The organism is Burkholderiales bacterium (assembly GCA_036262035.1).
In the GTDB taxonomy this organism is placed as follows: Bacteria; Pseudomonadota; Gammaproteobacteria; order Burkholderiales; family SG8-41; genus JAQGMV01.
In genome coordinates this window covers 154,586-173,743 of record DATAJS010000005.1, presented here as the reverse complement: position 1 = coordinate 173,743, position 19,158 = coordinate 154,586, and the positions used below count along the sequence as shown (strand labels likewise).

Below are 19,158 nucleotides of genomic sequence, written 5' to 3'. Positions count from 1 at the left end.
TGACGGGTGAAACGGTGACGGGTCGCACCGCGCAAACGCCTTTCGTCACCGCCTCATCCGTCACTTCGCCTAGTGCTGCGCATCCGCCGGAATCACCGGTATCCCGCCCTGCTTCACGTTGTATTGGTGCCGCTTCCTCACCAGCAGCATCGTCCCTGACACGAACAGCCCGAAGATCACGACGACGGTGTAGATCGAGAACTTGAGCCACATCAGCGTGGCGTAGACCGAGAGCATGACGAGGATCGACAGGTTCTCGTTGAAGTTCTGCACCGCGATCGAATGGCCGGCGCCCATCAGGATGTGGCCGCGGTGCTGGAGCAGGGCGTTCATCGGCACGACGAAGAATCCGGCGAGCGCGCCGATCAGGATCATCAGGGGAATCGCGACGTGCACGTTGGTCGCGAGGTTCATGGCGATGACGATCAGGCCCATCGCGACCCCGACCGGCACGACGTCCACGGCCCGCCGCAGCGGCACGAAGCGCGCCGCGACGACCGACCCCATCGCGATGCCCACCGCGCACACCCCCTGCAGCACCGTCGCCTGCGACAGCGAATAGCCGAGCGCGACTTCCGCCCACTTGAGGACGATGAACTGCAGCGTCGCGCCCGCGCCCCAGAACAGCGTCGTGGTGGCGAGCGAGATCTGCCCGAGCTTGTCGCTCCACAGGAGCTTCACGCAGTGCGCGAACTCGCGCACGAGGAACAAGGGATTGCGGCTCGGCTGGCGGTGGTCGACGCCGGTGTCGGGGATGTAGAGGTTGAAGATCGCGGCGATGACGTAGAACACCGCGATCACCGCGATCGCCGCTTCGGGCGCGGTGTCGATGCCGGTGTCGATGCCGGGGAAGTCGAACGCGAGCAGTATCGACGACACCGCGCGGCTGATGAGCACGCCGCCGAGCAGCGTGCCGAGGATGATCGAGGCCACGGTCAGGCCCTCGATCCAGCCGTTGGCGATGACCAGGCGGTGGTGCGGCAGGAGCTCGGTGAGGATGCCGTATTTCGCCGGAGAATAAGCCGCCGCGCCCAGGCCGACGACGCTGTACGCGAGCAGCACCACCCAGAAGGCGGCGACGCCGGGCACGGTCAGCCATTCATGGAAAAACATAATCAGGCAGCCGGCGATCTTCACCAGGTTGGTGACGAACATCACGCGCCCTTTCGGCATCGAGTCGGCGAAGGCGCCGACGAAAGCCGCGAACAGCACGTACGACACGGTGAAGAAGAACTTCAGCAGCGGCGTCATCCATTCCGGCGTATGCATCTGCATGAGCAGCGCGATGGCGGCGACGAGCAGCGCATTGTCGGCGAGCGACGAGAAGAACTGCGCCGCCATGATCAGGTAGAAACCGAGGGGCATCGTGCCGGGGACTTACACGGGGAGGCGCTACGGCTTGCGAACGACCGCGCGTTTATACCATAACGGCCGCGCGCGCCGCGATCGGGACGGCCTCAGCGGCAGGATGTGCTCGAGCAGCAAACGATCGATCATTCCCTCCTTGGCCTCGGCGGTTAGTTAGAATCCCGCGGATACTATCGTATCCGGAGAGGCGAAAGGAGATAGGAGGGAGGAGAACGCGTGAATTAAACTCCCCTGTCTCCTCTCTCTACTCTCCGCTCCGCCCCAAGATGGCCGACCGCCGCCTTCAGGTCTTCTACACCGTCGCGAAACAGCTCTCCTTCACCAAGGCGGCGGAGCAGCTTTTCATGACGCAGCCGGCGGTGACGTTCCAGGTGAAGCAGCTCGAGGAGCATTTCAATACTCGGCTTTTCGAGCGCAGTCACGGCAAGATTGCGCTCACGCCGGCGGGACGGCTGGTCATGGACTACGCCGAGCGCATACTCGCCCTGTCGGAAGAGATGGACACGCGCATCGGCGAGCTCACCGGCGCGGTGGCGGGGCCGCTCCTCCTCGGTGCGAGCACGACGATCGCCGAGTTCATCCTGCCGCAGGTGCTGGGCGAGTTCAAAGCGCTGCATCCCGAGGTGCAGGCGCACCTCACGGTCGCGAACTCCGAGACGATCGTGAACCGCGTCGCCGACCACACGATCGACGTCGGCCTCATCGAATCGCCGTCCTACCTCCCGAGCCTGCAGAACGAGGTCTGCTGCGACGACGAGCTGGTGCTCATCTGCGCGCCGGGACACGCGCTCGCCGGCAGGAAAAGCGTGAAGGCGCACGATATCGCGACGCTCCCGGTGGTGCGGCGGGAAGCGGGCTCCGGCACGCGCGAGTTCACCGACAACTACCTGCGCGAGCGCGGTGTTCCGCCCGAGGACCTCGACGTCGTGATGGAGCTCGGCAGCCCCGAGGCGATGAAAGGCGTCGTCGAGACCGGCATCGCCGTGGCGATCGTCTCGCGCGCGACCATCGGCAAGGAGGTGAAGCTCGGCTCGCTCGTCGCGATACCGCTGGCGCCGCCGCTGATACGCACGCTGTCGGCGGTGCATCCGAAGGAAAAGTTCCGGTCGCGCCTGCTGACGACGTTCGTCGAGTTCGCGATCGCGCGCATGCGCGAGCTCGCGGAAGCGGGCGCGTCGTCGTCCCGATGAGGCCGATCTCCGCGACGATAGACCTCGGCGCGCTCTCCCATAACTACGCTGTGGCCCGGCGTCACGCACACGGCGCGCAGGCCCTCGCGGTGGTCAAGGCGAACGCGTACGGCCACGGTCTGAACCGCGCGGCGCGGGCGCTGGCGCACGCCGACGGCTTCGCGGTCGTCGAGCTCGACATGGCGGTCCGCCTGCGCGACGCGGGCTACACGCAGCGCATCGTGCTGCTCGAAGGATTCTTCGAGCCGGCCGAGCTCCCGGTGCTCGCCGAGCGGCGCATCGCCGCCACGGTGCACAGCGTCGAGCAGATCCGCATGCTCGAAGCCGCGCCGGCGGGAGCCGCGCTCGACGTGCTCCTCAAGATCAATACCGGCATGAATCGCCTCGGCTTCCAGCCGGACGATTTCCCGGGCGCACTCGCGCGGCTCGAGGCGAATCCTGCCGTCGGCTCGATCACGCTGATGACCCATTTCGCGACCGCGGACGACGAGCGCGGCGTGGCGTGGCAGATGGAGACGTTCGAGCGCGTCACCGCCGGCTCGACGCTGCCGAGGAGCGTCGCCAACTCCGCCGCGGTGCTGCGCTACCCGCAAACTCATTTCGACGTGGTCCGCCCCGGCATCATGCTGTACGGCTGCTCGCCGTTCGCCGAAAGCGTGGGCGCCGACATCGGCCTCAAACCCGCGATGACGCTCGCGAGCGAGCTCATCGCGGTGCGCGAGCTTGGTGCAGGCGAGATCGTCGGCTACGGCGGCGTCTATACGGCGGAGGCGAAACAGCGCATCGGCGTGGTCGCGTGCGGCTACGCCGACGGCTACCCGCGCCACGCGCCGACCGGGACGCCGGTGCGGGTCGGCGATGCGATCTGCGGCACCGTCGGCCGCGTGTCGATGGACATGCTCGTGGTCGACCTGTCGAACGCGCCCGATGCCCGCGCAGGCACGCGCGTGGTGCTGTGGGGCGAGGGCAACCCGGTCGAGCACGTCGCGACTGCGGCCGGGACCGTGGGATACGAGCTGCTGTGTGCACTCGCGCCCCGCGTGCGCGTTATTGAGAAAACGTGAACCAATGAACCGTGGGGTGCGTGCCAACGCACCGCTAAAGGCGCGGTGCGCTCGCGCGCACCCTACGACGGCAAGTCGATATGGCGAAAGCTAAGACCATCTACACCTGCACCGAGTGCGGCGGCCAATCCGTGAAGTGGCAAGGCCAGTGCCCCCACTGTCAGGTCTGGAACACGCTCGAGGAAACGGTGCCCGAAGCGGCGTCGGCTACGTCCAACCGCTTCGCCCTGATCGCCGACGGCGGCAAGCTCCAGCGCCTGTCGGACGTCGAAGCGCGCGAGGAAGAGCGCATTCCCACCGGCGTGTCCGAGTTCGACCGCGTGCTCGGCGGCGGCCTGGTGCCGGGCGGCGTGGTGCTGATCGGCGGCGATCCCGGCATCGGCAAGTCGACGCTGCTGCTCCAGTCGCTCGCCGAGATGGGCATGGCCGCGCCGAAGCGCAAGCTCCTCTACGTCACCGGCGAGGAATCGGCGCAGCAGGTCGCCTTGCGCGCCAAACGCCTCGGCCTCGACGTGCGCCAGGTCCACGTGCTCGCCGAGATCAACCTCGAGAAGATCCAGGCGGCGATCCAGTCCGAGAAAGCCGACGTCGCGGTCGTCGATTCGATACAGACGCTCTATTCGGGCCAGCTCACGTCGGCGCCCGGCTCGGTCGCACAGGTGCGCGAGTGCGCGGCGCAGCTCACGCGCGTCGCCAAAGCGGGTGCGACGTCGGTCGTCTTCGTCGGCCACGTCACCAAGGAAGGCGCGCTCGCGGGACCGCGCGTGCTCGAGCACATGGTCGACACCGTGCTCTATTTCGAAGGCGACACGCACTCGAGCTTCAGGCTGGTGCGCGCGTTCAAGAACCGTTTCGGGGCGGTCAACGAACTGGGCGTGTTCGCGATGACCGACAAGGGCCTCAAAGGCGTGTCGAATCCGTCGGCGCTCTTCCTCTCGCAGCACGGCGTCGAAGTCGCGGGCTCGTGCGTCATGGTGACGCAGGAAGGCACGCGGCCGATGCTGGTCGAGATCCAGGCGCTGGTCGACGACGCGCACGCGCCGAATCCGCGCAGGCTGTCGGTGGGCCTCGAGCAGAACCGCCTCGCGCTGCTGCTCGCGGTGCTGCACCGGCACGCGGGTATCGCGTGCTTCGACCAGGACGTCTTCGTCAATGCGGTGGGCGGCGTGCGCATCACCGAGCCCGCGGCCGACCTCGCGGTGCTGATGGCGATCGTCTCGTCGCTCAAGAACAAACCGCTGCCGCCGAAGCTGGTCGTGTTCGGCGAGGTCGGCCTCGCCGGCGAAGTGCGGCCGGTGCAGCGCGGCCAGGAGCGGCTGCGCGAAGCGGCGAAGCTCGGCTTCACCCACGCCCTCGTGCCGAAGGCGAACAAGCCGCGGCAGGCGATTCCCGGCATGGAGGTGAGCGCAGTGGAGCGCGTCGAAGAAGCGTTTGCCCACGTGCGCTGATAGTTCGGTATGATGCCGTAGCAATGCAGCGGTCATGTCCGTGAAGAGGCGGCCGCTGACGCCAGGAGGAGGGGCGCGTCCCTTAGGGGGACCGGCGGCACATGGAAAACGATTACGTCCTCGAGACGCGCGAGCTCACCAAGGAGTTCAAAGGCTTCGTCGCCGTCAGGAACGTCGATCTCAAGGTGAGGCGCGGCACGATCCATGCGCTCATCGGCCCGAACGGCGCGGGCAAGACCACGTGCTTCAACCTGCTCACGCGCTTCCTGCCCGCGACGCGCGGGCGCATCTTCTACAACTCGAAGGACATCACCGGCGCGCGCCCCGCGGCGGTCGCGCGCATGGGACTGGTGCGCTCCTTCCAGATCTCCGCGGTCTTCCCGCACCTCACGGTGCTCGAGAACGTGCGCGTCGCCCTGCAGAGGAAACGCGGCGAATCGTTCGACTTCTGGCGCGCCGAACGCCGGCTTACGTCGTACAACGGGCGCGCGCGCCAGCTCATCGAAGCGGTCGGGCTCAGCGCTTACGAGAGCACCGTCGCGGTGGAGCTTCCTTACGGCCGCAAGCGCGCGCTCGAGATCGCGACCACGCTCGCGCTCGATCCCGAGGTGATGCTGCTCGACGAGCCGACCGCGGGCATGACGCACGAGGACGTCGAGCGCATCGCGGCGCTGATACGCACCGCGGCGCAGAACCGCACGGTGCTCATGGTCGAGCACAACCTCGCCGTGGTCGCGAACCTCTGCCACTACATCACCGTCCTCGCGCGCGGCGAGATCCTCGCCCAGGGCGATTACGAGACCGTCTCGAAGAATCCCGAGGTGGTGCAGGCCTACCTGGGGCAAGGTCATGCGTGAAAGCGGTGCCATTCACGCATGCCGGGGGCGGGGGCATGCCTGATACTGCGCCCGGCGCTCCGCTGCTTGCCGTGCACGGGCTGCAGGCCTGGTACGGCGAATCGCACATCCTGCACGGCGTCGATTTCGAGGTGCGGCGCGGCGAGGTCGTCACGCTGCTCGGCCGCAACGGCGTCGGCAAGACCACGACGCTCAAGTCGATCATGGGGATGGTCGGCAAGCGCACGGGCTCGGTGCGCTTCGAAGGCGCGGAGACGATCTCGCTGCCGTCGAACCGCATCGCCAAGCGGGGCATCGCGATCTGCCCCGAGGAGCGCGGCATCTTCGCGAGCCTCACGGTGCGCGAGAACCTGCTGCTGCCGCCCAGGGTGAAGGACGGCGGCTTCGACGTCGAGCGCATCTACACCCTGTTCCCGAACCTGAAGGAGCGCGAGACGAGCCAGGGCACCATGCTTTCGGGCGGCGAGCAGCAGATGCTCGCGATCGGGCGGATCCTGCGCACCGGCGCGACGCTGCTCCTCCTCGACGAGCCGACCGAAGGATTGGCGCCGGTGATCGTGCAGCAGATCGGCGCGACCATCGCCAAGCTCAAGGAAAGCGGCCTCACGATATTGCTCGTCGAGCAGAACTTCCGCTTCGCGCAGTCGGTCGCGGACCGCCACTACGTCATGGAGAACGGCCGCGTGATCGACATGATCCCGAACGCGGAGTTGGAAACCCACATGGATCGCATACACGAATACCTGGGGGTGTGACAGCGACCTGCCCGTACACTCGTTCACCCGTTCACGCATTTACTGGAGGAGCAAGCGATGAGAGTTCTGAAACAGCTGGCCGTGGCCGTAGCCCTCGCATGCGGCGCCGTATCGGCGCACGCTCAATACAGCGACAACGCCATCAAGATCGGCGTGCTCAACGACCAGTCGGGCACGTACGCCGACCTCGCCGGTCCCGGGTCGGTCGTCGCGGCGCGCATGGCCGTCGAGGACTTCGGCGCGGCGAAGAAAGGCATGAAGGTCGAGATCCTCGTCGCCGACCACCAGAACAAGCCCGAGGTCGGCTCGAGCATCGCGCGCCAGTGGTTCGACGTCGACAAGGTCGACGTGATCGTCGACGTGCCCACCTCGTCGGTGATGCTCGCGGTCAACCAGATCGCGAAGGAGAAGAACAAGGTCCTGCTGGACTCGACCGGCGGCTCGTCGGATCTCACGGGCAAGGCCTGCACCCCCAACAGCATCCACTGGACCTACGACACGTGGGCGCTCGCGAACGGCACCGGTTCGGCGGTGGTCAAGACCGGCGGCAACACGTGGTTCTTCCTCACCGCGGACTACGCCTTCGGACACGCGCTGGAGAAGGACACCGAGGCGGTCGTTCTCAAGAACGGCGGCAAGGTGGTCGGCAAGGTGCGGCACCCGTTCCCGACCTCCGACTTCTCGTCCTTCCTGCTGCAGGCGCAGTCGTCGAAAGCGAAGATCATCGGCCTGGCGAACGCCGGCGCCGACACGATCAGCGCGATCAAGCAGGGCGCCGAGTTCGGCATCGTCAAAGGCGGCCAGCAGTTCGCGGGTCTGCTCGTCTTCATCACCGATGTGCACGCGCTCGGCCTCGACAAGGCGCAGGGCCTGCTGCTCACCGAGTCGTTCTACTGGGACCTCAACGCGCAGACGCGCAGCTTCTCGCAACGCTTCGCCAAGCTGCACAAGGGCGCGATGCCGACGATGGCGCAGGCGGGGGTCTACTCCTCGGTGCTGCATTACCTCAAGGCGGTCGAAGCGCTGAAGAGCGACGCCGACGGCGCGAAAGTCGTGGCGAAGATGAAAGAGCTGCCGACCGACGACCCGATCTTCGGCAAGGGCTCGATCCGCGCCGACGGCCGCAAGATCCACCCGATGTACCTCTTCGAAGTGAAGAAACCCTCCGAGTCCAAAGGCGCATGGGACTACTACAAGCTGCGCGCGACGATCCCGGCGGACCAGGCGTTCAGGCCGGTGAAGGAGGGTGGCTGCCCGCTGGTTAAGGGTTGACGCAAAAAAGGTGGCGGGTAAAACGGTGACGGATCAGACGGTGACGGATGAAGCGGTGACGCGGCAGTTCGTCACCAGCGATAGCGTCGTCACCAGCGCGGCAGCGCGTCGTCACCTTTTGCGATAGCCCGTCACCTTTTCCCAACCATGAGCGAGATCTTCGGAATTCCGACGCAGGCGTTATTCGGTCAGCTTTTGATCGGCCTGATCAACGGCTCCTTCTACGCGCTGCTCTCGCTCGGGCTCGCGGTGATCTTCGGGCTGCTCAACATCATCAACTTCGCGCACGGCGCGCAGTACATGATGGGCGCGTTCTGCGCGTGGTTCCTGCTGAACAAGCTCGGGCTGTCGTACTGGTGGGCGCTCGCGATCACGCCGATCGTCGTCGGCGCGACGGGCGTGGTGATCGAGCGGCTCATGCTGTCGCGGCTCTACAAGCTCGATCACCTGTACGGCTTCCTGCTGACGTTCGGCGTCGCGGTCGTGATCCAGGGGCTGTTCCGTCACGAGTTCGGCTCGACCGGCCTGCCGTACGCGATTCCCAAGGCGCTCGAAGGCGGGCAGAACCTCGGCTTCATGTTCCTGCCGAACTACCGCGCGTGGGTGATCGCGGTGTCGCTGACGGTCTGTATCGGCACGTGGTTCATGATCGAGAAGACCAAGCTCGGCTCCTACCTGCGCGCCGCGACCGAGAACCGCGAGCTCGTGCAGGCGTTCGGCGTCAACGTGCCGCGCATGGTGACGCTGACCTACGGTTTCGGCGTCGCGCTCGCGGCGTTCGCGGGCGTGATGGCGGCGCCGATCTACAGCGTGAGCCCGCTGATGGGCGCCGATCTCATCATCGTCGTGTTCGCGGTCGTGGTGATCGGCGGCATGGGCTCGATCATGGGATCGATCGTCACCGGCTTCATGCTCGGCCTGCTCGAAGGGCTGACCAAGGTGTTCTATCCCGAGGCGTCGAACACCGTGATCTTCATCGTCATGGCGATCGTGCTGATGTTCAGGCCGGCGGGATTGTTCGGAGCGCAGCGATGAACGAGGTCACGGCGCCCGCCAAAACCCACCCTCACCCTAACCCTCCCCCTGAGGGGGAGGGAATCGTGCGCGCGGCAAGCGCCGAACGAAAGACCCTTCGCATCGCGTTCGTCGCGATGATCGCGTTCTTCGCGATCGCGCCGATGTGGATCTACCCGGTGTTCCTGATGAAGGTGATGTGCTTCGCGCTGTTCGCGTGCGCGTTCAACCTGCTCATCGGCTACGGCGGGCTGCTCTCGTTCGGTCATGCGATGTTCCTCGGCGGCGCCGGCTACGTCTCGGCGTACCTCGCCAAGGAGGGCCTGGCGATCCCCGCGCTGGGGCTCGCGCTGCCGCCGTTCACGCCCGAGCTCGCCATCCTGTCCGGGGCGGTCGCGGCGGGCGTGCTGGGCCTGGTCGTGGGCCTGCTCGCGATCCGCCGCCAGGGCATTTATTTCGCGATGATCACGCTCGCGCTGGCGCAGATGGTCTATTTCTTCTGCGTGCAGGCGCCGTTCACCGGCGGCGAGGACGGGATCCAGGCGGTGCCGCGCGGCAAGCTGTTCGGCCTCGTCGATCTGTCGACGCCGGCCGGCATGTATCCGACGGTGTTCGCGATCTTCGTCGGCGGTTTCCTGCTCATCTACCGCATCGTCCATTCGCCGTTCGGGCAGGTGCTGAAAGCGATACGCGAGAACGAGTCGCGGGCGATCTCGCTCGGTTACGACGCCGACCGCTACAAGCTGCTCGCGTTCGTGCTGTCGGCCGCGCTCGCGGGGCTCGCGGGCGCGACCAACGCGCTCGTGTTCCAGCTCGCCGCGCTCAACGCGGTGCACTGGACGATGTCGGGCGAGGTGGTGCTGATGACGCTCGTCGGGGGACTGGGCACGGTATTCGGGCCGGTCGTCGGTGCGCTCGCGGTGCTCGCCATGGAGAACTATCTCGCGCAGCTCGGCCAGTGGGTGAGCATCGCCCAGGGCCTGATCTTCATCGTCTGCGTGCTCGCGTTCCGCCGCGGCATCGTGGGCGAGCTCGCGCGCTGGCTGAACAAGCCGCTCTGAAAGGCGATCGGGCGGCTCCGTTCACGGAGGCGCTCGATCGGGTAAAATCGGCAGCTTTCCCGCATTTCTCCCCCAGCAATTCACGAGGTAAACCGATGAAAGTCCTGGTCACGGTCAAGCGCGTGATCGACCCGTACGTGAAGGTCCGCGTGAAATCGGACAACACGGGCGTCGAGACCGCGAACATCAAGATGACGATGAACCCCTTCTGCGAGATCGCGGTCGAGCAGGCGGTGCGCATGAAGGAAGCCGGCACGGTGTCGGAGATCGTCGTCGTGTCGGTCGGCACGGCGCAGTCGCAGGAGACCCTGCGCACCGCGATGGCGATGGGCGCCGACCGCGGCATCCTGGTCGACGCCGGCCGCGCCGACGTCGAGCCGCTCGCGGTGGCCAAGCTGATCAAGGCGGTCATCGACAAGGAGCAGCCGCAGCTCGTCATCACCGGCAAGCAGGCGATCGACGACGATTCCAACCAGACCGGCCAGATGATCGCCGCGCTCGCCGGTTGGCCGCAGGCGACGTTCATCTCGAACATCACGGTCAACGGCGACAATGCCGACGTGACGCGCGAGATCGACGGCGGCCTGGAGAAGCTCAACATCAAGCTGCCCGCGGTGGTGACGACCGATCTGCGCCTCAACGAGCCGCGTTACGTCACGCTGCCCAACATCATGAAGGCGAAGAAGAAGCCGCTCGAGACGATCAAGCCCGACGCGCTCGGCGTCGACGTGACCCCGCGTCTGAAGACCCTGAAAGTGCAGGAGCCGCCGTCGCGCAAGGCGGGCGTCAAGGTCGCCGACGTGAAAGAGCTCGTCGAGAAACTCCGCAACGAAGCGAGGATCATCTAATGGCAGTCCTGGTCATAGCCGAACACGACGGCAAACAACTGAAGTCGGGCGTGACGAACGCCCTTACGGCCGCTGCCAAGCTGGGCGAAGTGACGGTGCTCGTCGCGGGCAAGGAAGCGAAAGCGGCCGCGGAAGCCGCGGCGAAAGTCGCGGGCGTCAAGAAAGTGCTGCTCGCCGAAGGGGCGCAGTACGAAGGCTCGGCGGCGGAGAACATCTCGGCGCTGGTGGTGGGTATCGCGAACGACTACACGCACATCGTCGCGACCGCGACGGCGTTCGGCAAGAACATCGCGCCGCGCGTCGCTGCCTTGCTGGATGTCCAGCAGATCTCGGACATCAGCGCGGTCGAGAGCGCCGACACCTTCGTGCGTCCGACCTACGCCGGCAACGCGATGGCGACGGTGCAGTCGAGCGACAAGATCAAGGTGATCACGGTGCGCGCCACCGCGTTCGATCCCGCGGGCGAGCAGGCCGCGGCGCCGGTCGAGAACCTCGCGGCCGGTCCGGACACCGGGCTCTCGCAGTACAAGGGCGCGGAGCTCTCGAAGTCCGAGCGTCCCGAGCTCACCGCCGCGAAGATCATCGTCTCCGGCGGCCGCGGCATGGGCAGCGCCGAGAACTTCAAGATCCTCGAAGAGCTGGCGGACAAGCTCGGCGCGGCAGTCGGCGCTTCGCGCGCTGCGGTCGATTCGGGCTTCATGCCCAACGAGTACCAGGTGGGGCAGACCGGCAAGATCGTCGCCCCCGAGCTCTACATCGCGGTCGGCATCTCGGGCGCGATCCAGCACCTCGCGGGCATGAAGGACAGCAAGGTGATCGTCGCCATCAACAAGGACGCCGAAGCGCCGATCTTCTCGGTCGCGAGCTACTGGCTGGTGGACGACCTCTTCAAGGCGGTGCCGGAGCTGACGAAAGAGCTCTCGAGCTCCTGAGGCTCTTCGCGGTGCGCTTGCGCGCACCCTACGGACGTTTCGCGTAGGGTGCGTGATAACGCACCGCGCCGTTCAAGACTCCCTGCCCGGGCGACCGCGCGGGGAGTTTTCTTTTGTGCGGGGTGGTACGCGGTGCGTTACGCTATCGCTAACGCACCCTACGGTTTCGATTCGCACTATGTCCACCTACACCGCTCCCCTCAAAGACATGCGCTTCGCCCTGCACGAGATCGCAGGGCTCGACGAAGTCCTCGCGTTACCCGGCTGGGAGGAAGTCACCCCTGAGCTCGTGGACGAGGTGCTTGCACAAGCGGGCAGGTTCGCGCAGGAAGTGCTCGATCCGCTGAACCGCGTCGGAGACGAGATCGGCGCGCAGCACTCGAAAGGCGTGGTCACGCCGCCGCAGGGTTTCCGCGAGGCGTACGCGAAGTTCATCGAGGCCGGCTGGAACGGCGTCGCTGCCGATCCCGAGTACGGCGGGCAGGGACTGCCGCACGTCGTGCAGGTCGCGGTGCAGGAGATGTGGAACAGCGCGAACATGGCGTTCTGCCTGGCGCCCATGCTGACCTCGGGCGTGCTCGAAGCGCTGTCGCACCACGGCTCGCCCGAGCAGCACGCGCTCTACATGCCGAAGCTCGCCGCCGGCGAATGGAGCGGCACGATGAACCTGACCGAGCCGCAGGCGGGCTCGGACCTGTCGGCGGTGCGCACGCAGGCGGTGCCCGAAGGCGATCACTACCGCATCCGCGGCACCAAGATCTTCATCACGTGGGGCGAGCACGACATGTCGAAGAACATCGTGCACCTCGTGCTCGCGCGCACGCCTGACGCGCCCGAAGGCGTGAAAGGCATCTCGCTCTTCATCGTTCCGAAGTTCTTGCCGAACGCCGACGGCACGCCGGGCGAGCGCAACGACGTCAAATGCGTGTCGATCGAGCGCAAGATGGGCATACACGGGAGCCCGACGTGCGTGCTCTCGTACGGCGAGGACAAGGGTGCGATCGGCTGGCTCGTCGGCGAGGAGAACCGCGGGCTGGAGTACATGTTCACGATGATGAACCACGCCCGCCTCGGCGTGGGCGTCGAAGGCGTGGGCCTCGCGGAGCGCGCATTCCAGCACGCGCGCGAGCACGCGAAGACGCGGGTGCAGGGCCGGGCGATCGGTCAACGCAGCGGCGACCGCGTGACGATCATCCATCACCCGGACGTGAAGCGCATGATCCTCGCGATGAAGTCGCAGGTGGAGGCGATGCGCGCGCTCGCGTTCACCGCGTGCGCCGCGTTCGACCGCGCGCGCAGGCATCCGGACGAGCAGGAGCGCCGCCGCAACCAGGCGCTGGTCGATCTCCTGACGCCGATCGTCAAGGGCTGGTGCACCGAGCAGGGCGTGGAGGTCGCGTCGATCGGGGTGCAGGTCCACGGCGGCATGGGTTTCGTCGAAGACACCGGCGCGGCGCAGTACCTGCGCGATGCGCGCATCACCACGATCTACGAAGGCACGACCGGCATCCAGGCCAACGATCTCGTCGGCCGCAAGATCGCGTTCGAGCGCGGTGCGACGGCGATGGCGGTGATCGCCGAGATGCGCGCGCTCGACCGTTCGCTGGGCGATCTCGGCGACGATTTCCGCGCTTCGCGCGCGAACTTCGCCCAGGCGGTCGCCAGCCTCGAAGCCGCGACGAAGTGGGTCGCGGACACCTACGGCGGCGATCCCAATGCCGTGGCCGCGGTCGCGGTGCCGTATCTGAAGCTCTTCGGCGCGGTCGCCGGCGGGTGGATGATGATGAAAGCGGCGACCCGCGCGCACGCCATGCGGGGCAACGTCGAGAGCGACGCCGAATTCCTCACCGCCAAGCTCGCGTCCGCGCGCTTCTACGCCGAGCACATCCTGCCGCAGGCGCAGGCGCACGCCGGCACCGTCATGAACGGCTCCGCGAGCGTGCTTGCGCTGAGCGAAGAGCAGCTCTAGTCACCTCGTCCGGGATCGGCGGCCCCTGCCGGCTCGGATTGGCGCGCGTCCACGACGCGAGGCCCGCGAGCAGCAGCACGAGCAGCGCGATCAGCAGCGAAAGCGCCGCGGCCACGACCGGCGATCCGGTCTCCAGCGCGCCCGGCCGGTTCTCGGTGAGCCCGGTCGCCTTGATGGCGGCGAGCGCACCGAGCGGCACCAGCAGGTTGTCGAAGCCGCGTCCCATCGACGCTTCCAGCACGGTGGTCGCCAGCGCGACGAGCACCGCGACGGCGGCGCTCTGGGCGGGCGACGCCTCGGTGAAGAACGCGAGCGGGAAGTAGATGCAGGCGGTCGCGACGACGAAGAACGCGGCGCTGCCTTCCAGCGTCTTGTAATCGTCCCACGTCTGGTAGCGGTGGCGTCCGTATGCGGTCCCGACGAGCGCCGCCGCCGCATCGGCGAGCGCGAGCACGAGCATCGGTATCGAATAGAGCACCGGGTCATTCTTCGCGATCAGGAATACGATGCAGGTCGCGGTGATGAAGCAGAACTCTCCCAGCGACACCCGCGTGATACCCGCCAGCGAGTGCGCGAGCCGCCGCAGCACCGGCAGTCCCACGCGCACGCCCACGAAGCCGCCGATGCTCCCGGCGCCGAGCAGCATCACCGGCCACACATCGTCGAACAGCCACGGAAAGGACAGCGCGGTCAGGCCGAGACTGACGTGCAGTCCCTTGCGCAGCACCTCCGGGTGCAGCAGGTGGCCGATCACGGTGAAGATCGCGAGCAGCACGCCGAACGTCGCGAACACCAGCGTGAGTCCCAGCCATGGCTGCGTCATGCTCGACTATCCTTCGCCACAGCGCCGCGCGCTAGCCGCGCGGCGCTCGTCGCACCAGGGCGCTGCGCGCAGCAGCGTCCTGTCGTCACGATGGGGCGCCACGCGCAAAGCGCGTACAATTCGCAGCGAGCGTAGCGCAGACCGCGCTTCACGGCTAAGGAGGGTAGGTTTGAGCGTCGCTTTGTTCGTTGCCGGCATCTTCGTCGCGGTCTGGGCCCTCGCGTATCTGCGCGCGCCGGCGCTCGTCTCGACGCTCGTGCTTGCCGCGATCCTCGGCGGCGCGACGCTGCTCGCGCGATGGCCGCAGCCCGCGCTGATCGCGCTGTGGTGCGCGTTCGCGGTCGCGGCGCTCCTGCTCAACCGCAGCCCCATCCGCCGCGGTCTCGTCTCGCGTCCCCTGCTCGGGGTGTTCCGCCGGGTGCTGCCCGCGCTCTCGCGCACCGAGCGCGAAGCGATCGAAGCGGGAACGGTGTGGTGGGACGCGGAGCTCTTCAGCGGCGCGCCCGACTGGAAAAAACTCCATTCGTATCCGAAACCGACCCTGTCCAAAGAGGAGCAGGCCTTCCTCGACGGCCCCGTCGAGACCCTGTGCGGGATGCTCGACGAGTGGGAGATCACCCGCGAGCGGTACGACCTTACGCCTGAAGCCTGGCAGTTCATCAAGGACAACGGTTTCCTGGGGATGATCATCCCCAAGCAATACGGCGGCCTGGGATTCTCGGCGCTCGCGCATTCCGCCGTCATCGTGAAGCTCACCACGCGCAGCGGCACCGGCGCGGTGTCGGTGATGGTGCCCAACTCGCTCGGCCCCGCCGAACTGCTGCTGCACTACGGCACGCCCGAGCAGAAAGAGTATTACCTGCCGCGCCTCGCCAAGGGCCTGGAGATGCCGTGCTTCGCGCTGACGAGTCCCGAAGCCGGCTCGGACGCGGGCAACATCCCCGATTTCGGCGTGGTCTGCCGCGGCGAATGGCACGGCAAGGAAGTGCTCGGCATCCGGCTCACGTGGGAAAAGCGCTACATCACGCTCGGCCCGATCGCGACGCTCCTCGGCCTGGCGTTCAGGCTCTACGATCCCGACCACCTGCTCGGCGAGCGCGAAGACCTCGGCATTACGCTCGCGCTGATCCCCACCAGCACGCCCGGCGTGCACATCGGGCGGCGCCACGTGCCGCTCGCCGCGGTCTTCATGAACGGGCCGAACTGGGGCCGCGACGTCTTCGTGCCCATGGACGCGGTGATCGGCGGCGTCGATTACGTCGGTCAGGGCTGGAAGATGCTGATGAACTGCCTTGCGGCGGGCCGCTCGATCTCGCTGCCGGCGAACTCGGTGGGCTCGGCGAAGCTCGCGACGCGCGTCACCGGCGCGTACGGGCGCGTGCGCCGGCAGTTCGGACTCTCCATCGGGCGTTTCGAAGGCGTCGAGGAGGCGGTCGCCCGCATCGCCGGCAATCTCTACATCATGGACGCTGCGCGCACCATGACCGCCGGCGCGATCGACCTCGGCGAGAAGCCTTCGGTGATCTCGGCGATCGTGAAGTATCACCTGACCGAGCGCGGCCGGCAGGTGGTGAACGACGCGATGGACGTGCACGGCGGCAAGGCCGTGTGCATGGGGCCGTCGAACTATCTCGCCTTCGCGTATCAGAACATCCCGATCGCGATCACGGTCGAAGGCGCGAACATCCTCACGCGCTCGATGATCATCTACGGCCAGGGGGCGATCCGCGGCCATCCGTATCTGCTGCGCGAGATCGAAGCCGTGGGGGAGAAAGACGACGCCGTCGCGTTGAAAGCGTTCGACGCCGCGTTCTTCGGGCACGCCGGATTCGTCGTCTCGAACAAGGCGCGCGCGTTCTGGATGGGCCTGACGCGCGCCGTGTTCGTCGGCGCGCCGGGCGATGCCGCGACTCGCCGGTACTATCGCCGGCTCACGCGGCTGTCGAGCGCGTTCGCGCTCGCATCGGACGCGGCGATGTTCGTGCTCGGCGGATCGCTGAAGCGCCGCGAGCGCCTGTCGGCGCGGCTCGGCGACATCCTGTCGCAGCTCTATCTCGCCTCGTGCGCGCTCAAGCGTTATGAGGACGACGGCAGACCCGCCGACGACGCGCCGCTGCTCGCGTGGTCGGTGCAGGACGCCCTGCATCGCGCGCAGGAAGCGTTCTACGGCCTGTTCGCGAACATGCCGGGATTCGTGGGCGGCATGCTGCGCTTTCTCGTGTTCCCGTTCGGCCGCGAGTTCGAGCCGCCCGCGGACGACCTCGGCCACCGCGTGAGCGCGTCGGTGCAGGTGCCGGGGGGCGTGCGCGATCGGCTGACGACCGGCATGTTCATCGGCGAGGATGACGGCCGCAACCCGGTGGCGGGCCTCGAAGCCGCGTTCGCGGCGACGATCGCAGCCGAGCCGCTCGAGCAGAAATTGCGCGGCGTGAACCAGGACGGCGCTGTCGACGCTGCCGCCCTCGGCCACGAAGTGCAGCTCGCGGTCACGCGCGGCGCCATCACCAAGGGCGAAGCCGCCGTCATCGAGCGTGCGCGTGCGCTGCGCCGCAGGGCGATCATGGTCGACGATTTTCCGAAGGACCTCGGCAAGACCGAGATCTATCAGACCACCGAGCCGGTCTTCGCGAGCGAACTACAAAAAGGAGGAGCGCCTTGAACGCCGCCGCAGGGGAGGGTGCTGGAGACGTCATACCGGTCGAGGCCGCGGTTACGCTCGACGGGCTGTTTCGCGAGCGCGTCAGGCGCACGCCCGATCTCGTCGCCTACAGATACTTCGACGAAGGCTCGAACGAGTGGCGCGGCTATACCTGGCGCGAGATGGACGCTCACGTCGCGCGCTGGCAGGCCGCTTTGGAGCGCGACGGCCTGCAGGCCGGCGACCGCGTCGCGATCATGCTGCGCAACTCGCCCGAGTGGGTGATGTGCGACATCGCGGCCTTCGGGCTCGGCCTGGTCGTCGTGCCGCTGTATACCCAGGACCGCGCCGACAACGTCGCCTACATCATCGGCGACGCGGGCTGCAAGGCGCTGTTGCTCGAAGGCGCGCCGCAGTGGAGCGCGCTGCGCGAGGGCGACGGGCAGCTCGCGTCGCTCGTGAGGGTGATCTCGGTCAAACCGGTGCCCGACGCGGGCGACGCGCGCGTGCAGTCGATCGCGGAGTGGCTGCCGCAAAGTGCAGGCGAGACGCGTCGCGAAGCGCGCGATCCTCACGCGCTGGCGACGATCGTGTACACGTCGGGAACGACGGGCCGGCCCAAGGGCGTGATGCTCTCGCACCACAACATCCTGTCGAACGCGCACGCGTCGCTGATCGGCGTGATGGCGACTCGGCACGACGACGTGTTCCTGTCGTTCCTGCCGCTGTCGCACACGTTCGAGCGCACTGCCGGCTATTACCTGACGATGATGTCGGGCTCGACGGTCGCCTACGCGCGATCGATACCGCAGCTCTCCGAGGACCTGCAGGCGATCAGGCCGACGGTGCTGGTTTCGGTGCCGCGCATCTACGAGCGCGTCTGGAGCGCGATCCGCGCCAAGCTCGACGAGGCGCCGCCGGCGCGCAAGCGCCTCTTCGAGCGCGCCGTCGACGTCGGGTACGCGCGATTCGAGCACAAACAGGGCCGCGGGCCGTGGAAGGCGTCGTTCCTGCTGTGGCCGGTGCTGAACGCGCTCGTCGCGAAGAAAGTGCTCGACCGCCTCGGCGGGCGGCTGCGGGCCGCACTCTCCGGCGGCGCCGCGCTGCCGCCGGACGTCTCGCGTGTCTTCATCGGCCTGGGGCTGCCCATCATCCAGGGCTACGGCATGACCGAATCGTCCCCGGTCGTCTGCGCCAATCCGCCGTACGACAACATTCCCGCGAGCGTCGGCAAGCCGATTCCGGGGGTCGAGGTGAAGCTCGGGGCGAACGACGCGCTGCTCATCAAGGGCCCGAACGTGATGCTGGGCTACTGGAACAATCCCGAGGCGACCCGCCAGGTGATCTCGGACGACGGCTGGCTCAACTCCGGCGATCGCGCACGCATCGACCCGAGCGGGCACGTCTACATCACCGGTCGACTGAAGGAGATCATCGTCATGTCGAACGGCGAGAAGATCTCGCCGGTGGACGTCGAAGCCGCGATCTGCCAGGACCCGCTGTTCGAGCAGGTGATGCTGCTCGGTGAAGGCAAGCCCTATCTCTCGGTCATCGCGGTGCTCAGCGCCGAGCAGTGGAAGAAGGCTGCGGAAACCGCCGGGCTATCGCCCGACACGACCGGCGCGGCGAGCGAGGAGGGCCAGACGCTGATCCTCGCGCGCATCGCCGAGCAGCTCAAATCCTTTCCCGGGTACGCGCAGGTCCGGCGGGTGTGCGCCACGCTCGACCCGTGGACCGTGGACAATGGTCTGATGACGCCGACGCTGAAGCTGAAGCGCGCGCGGGTGATGGAGCGCTTCAACGCGGAGATCGACTCGATGTACGCGGGGCACTGACGTGCCCAGTGTTTAGTGTTAAGTGTTTAGTTACAAAGCGAAACCCCAGGCATCGCGACGCTCAACTCAACACTCAACACTCAA

15 protein-coding genes are annotated in these 19,158 nt (G+C 67.1%); 13 read left to right on the top strand and 2 right to left on the bottom strand.

What is annotated here, in order from left to right:
- Positions 1-69 precede the first annotated feature (69 nt).
- Positions 70-1,365, bottom strand: coding sequence for a lysophospholipid transporter LplT (lplT, locus tag VHP37_03740; GenBank protein HEX2825432.1), 1,296 nt, complete (start codon positions 1,363-1,365; stop codon positions 70-72).
- A gap of 269 nt (positions 1,366-1,634) precedes the next feature.
- Here lplT and VHP37_03735 point away from each other — a divergent pair, with 269 nt between their 5' ends.
- From VHP37_03735 to VHP37_03685, 11 genes are all read left to right on the top strand, one after another.
- A complete protein-coding gene (locus tag VHP37_03735; protein HEX2825431.1) occupies positions 1,635-2,558 on the top strand; it encodes a LysR family transcriptional regulator in 924 nt (307 codons plus the stop codon).
- Positions 2,555-3,622, top strand: coding sequence for an alanine racemase (gene alr, locus VHP37_03730; GenBank protein ID HEX2825430.1), 1,068 nt, complete (start codon positions 2,555-2,557; stop codon positions 3,620-3,622). Before VHP37_03735 ends, alr begins: the two co-directional genes overlap by 4 nt.
- 80 nt (positions 3,623-3,702) lie before the next feature.
- Entirely contained in the window at positions 3,703-5,070 is a 1,368-nt protein-coding gene (gene radA / locus VHP37_03725) for a DNA repair protein RadA (GenBank protein HEX2825429.1), read from the top strand.
- A 101-nt stretch (positions 5,071-5,171) separates the two neighbouring features.
- Entirely contained in the window at positions 5,172-5,927 is a 756-nt protein-coding gene (locus tag VHP37_03720) for an ABC transporter ATP-binding protein (protein ID HEX2825428.1), read from the top strand.
- Positions 5,928-5,962: 35 nt separating this feature from the next.
- A complete protein-coding gene (locus VHP37_03715; GenBank protein ID HEX2825427.1) occupies positions 5,963-6,682 on the top strand; it encodes an ABC transporter ATP-binding protein in 720 nt (239 codons plus the stop codon).
- 57 nt (positions 6,683-6,739) lie between these two features.
- A complete protein-coding gene (locus VHP37_03710) occupies positions 6,740-7,954 on the top strand; it encodes an ABC transporter substrate-binding protein (GenBank protein ID HEX2825426.1) in 1,215 nt (404 codons plus the stop codon).
- 147 nt (positions 7,955-8,101) lie between these two features.
- A complete protein-coding gene (locus VHP37_03705) occupies positions 8,102-8,989 on the top strand; it encodes a branched-chain amino acid ABC transporter permease (protein ID HEX2825425.1) in 888 nt (295 codons plus the stop codon).
- Between the two features lie 116 nt (positions 8,990-9,105).
- A complete protein-coding gene (locus VHP37_03700) occupies positions 9,106-10,029 on the top strand; it encodes a branched-chain amino acid ABC transporter permease (GenBank protein HEX2825424.1) in 924 nt (307 codons plus the stop codon).
- Positions 10,030-10,124: 95 nt separating this feature from the next.
- Positions 10,125-10,877, top strand: coding sequence for an electron transfer flavoprotein subunit beta/FixA family protein (locus tag VHP37_03695; GenBank protein HEX2825423.1), 753 nt, complete (start codon positions 10,125-10,127; stop codon positions 10,875-10,877).
- A complete protein-coding gene (locus tag VHP37_03690; GenBank protein ID HEX2825422.1) occupies positions 10,877-11,809 on the top strand; it encodes an FAD-binding protein in 933 nt (310 codons plus the stop codon). Before VHP37_03695 ends, VHP37_03690 begins: the two co-directional genes overlap by 1 nt.
- A 178-nt stretch (positions 11,810-11,987) precedes the next feature.
- On the top strand, positions 11,988-13,778 hold the full coding sequence (locus tag VHP37_03685; protein ID HEX2825421.1) for an acyl-CoA dehydrogenase: 1,791 nt from the start codon (positions 11,988-11,990) through the stop codon (positions 13,776-13,778).
- Here the strand turns inward: VHP37_03685 and VHP37_03680 are convergent.
- Positions 13,729-14,601 carry a hypothetical protein gene (locus VHP37_03680; protein ID HEX2825420.1) on the bottom strand — a complete coding sequence of 291 codons (873 nt, stop codon included), beginning with the start codon at positions 14,599-14,601 and terminating at the stop codon, positions 13,729-13,731. The two genes, VHP37_03685 and VHP37_03680, sit on opposite strands and share 50 nt — an antisense overlap.
- A gap of 313 nt (positions 14,602-14,914) precedes the next feature.
- Between VHP37_03680 and VHP37_03675 the strand changes: the two genes are divergently transcribed.
- Together VHP37_03675 and VHP37_03670 are read left to right on the top strand one after the other, a co-directional pair.
- Positions 14,915-17,260 (top strand): acyl-CoA dehydrogenase, encoded by a 2,346-nt coding sequence (locus VHP37_03675; GenBank protein HEX2825419.1) that lies wholly within the window; start codon positions 14,915-14,917, stop codon positions 17,258-17,260.
- The gene (locus tag VHP37_03670; protein ID HEX2825418.1) at positions 17,257-19,074 is read left to right on the top strand and encodes a long-chain fatty acid--CoA ligase; all 1,818 of its coding nucleotides are present in this window, start codon (positions 17,257-17,259) and stop codon (positions 19,072-19,074) included. Before VHP37_03675 ends, VHP37_03670 begins: the two co-directional genes overlap by 4 nt.
- Positions 19,075-19,158: the final 84 nt, after the last annotated feature.

Coding starts and splice junctions, on each gene's coding strand:
- lplT (HEX2825432.1), bottom strand. CDS start 1,365: ATGCCCCTCGGTTTCTACCTGATCATGGCGGCGCAGTTCTTCTCGTCG.
- VHP37_03735 (HEX2825431.1), top strand. CDS start 1,635: ATGGCCGACCGCCGCCTTCAGGTCTTCTACACCGTCGCGAAACAGCTC.
- alr (HEX2825430.1), top strand. CDS start 2,555: ATGAGGCCGATCTCCGCGACGATAGACCTCGGCGCGCTCTCCCATAAC.
- radA (HEX2825429.1), top strand. CDS start 3,703: ATGGCGAAAGCTAAGACCATCTACACCTGCACCGAGTGCGGCGGCCAA.
- VHP37_03720 (HEX2825428.1), top strand. CDS start 5,172: ATGGAAAACGATTACGTCCTCGAGACGCGCGAGCTCACCAAGGAGTTC.
- VHP37_03715 (HEX2825427.1), top strand. CDS start 5,963: ATGCCTGATACTGCGCCCGGCGCTCCGCTGCTTGCCGTGCACGGGCTG.
- VHP37_03710 (HEX2825426.1), top strand. CDS start 6,740: ATGAGAGTTCTGAAACAGCTGGCCGTGGCCGTAGCCCTCGCATGCGGC.
- VHP37_03705 (HEX2825425.1), top strand. CDS start 8,102: ATGAGCGAGATCTTCGGAATTCCGACGCAGGCGTTATTCGGTCAGCTT.
- VHP37_03700 (HEX2825424.1), top strand. CDS start 9,106: ATGATCGCGTTCTTCGCGATCGCGCCGATGTGGATCTACCCGGTGTTC.
- VHP37_03695 (HEX2825423.1), top strand. CDS start 10,125: ATGAAAGTCCTGGTCACGGTCAAGCGCGTGATCGACCCGTACGTGAAG.
- VHP37_03690 (HEX2825422.1), top strand. CDS start 10,877: ATGGCAGTCCTGGTCATAGCCGAACACGACGGCAAACAACTGAAGTCG.
- VHP37_03685 (HEX2825421.1), top strand. CDS start 11,988: ATGTCCACCTACACCGCTCCCCTCAAAGACATGCGCTTCGCCCTGCAC.
- VHP37_03680 (HEX2825420.1), bottom strand. CDS start 14,601: ATGACGCAGCCATGGCTGGGACTCACGCTGGTGTTCGCGACGTTCGGC.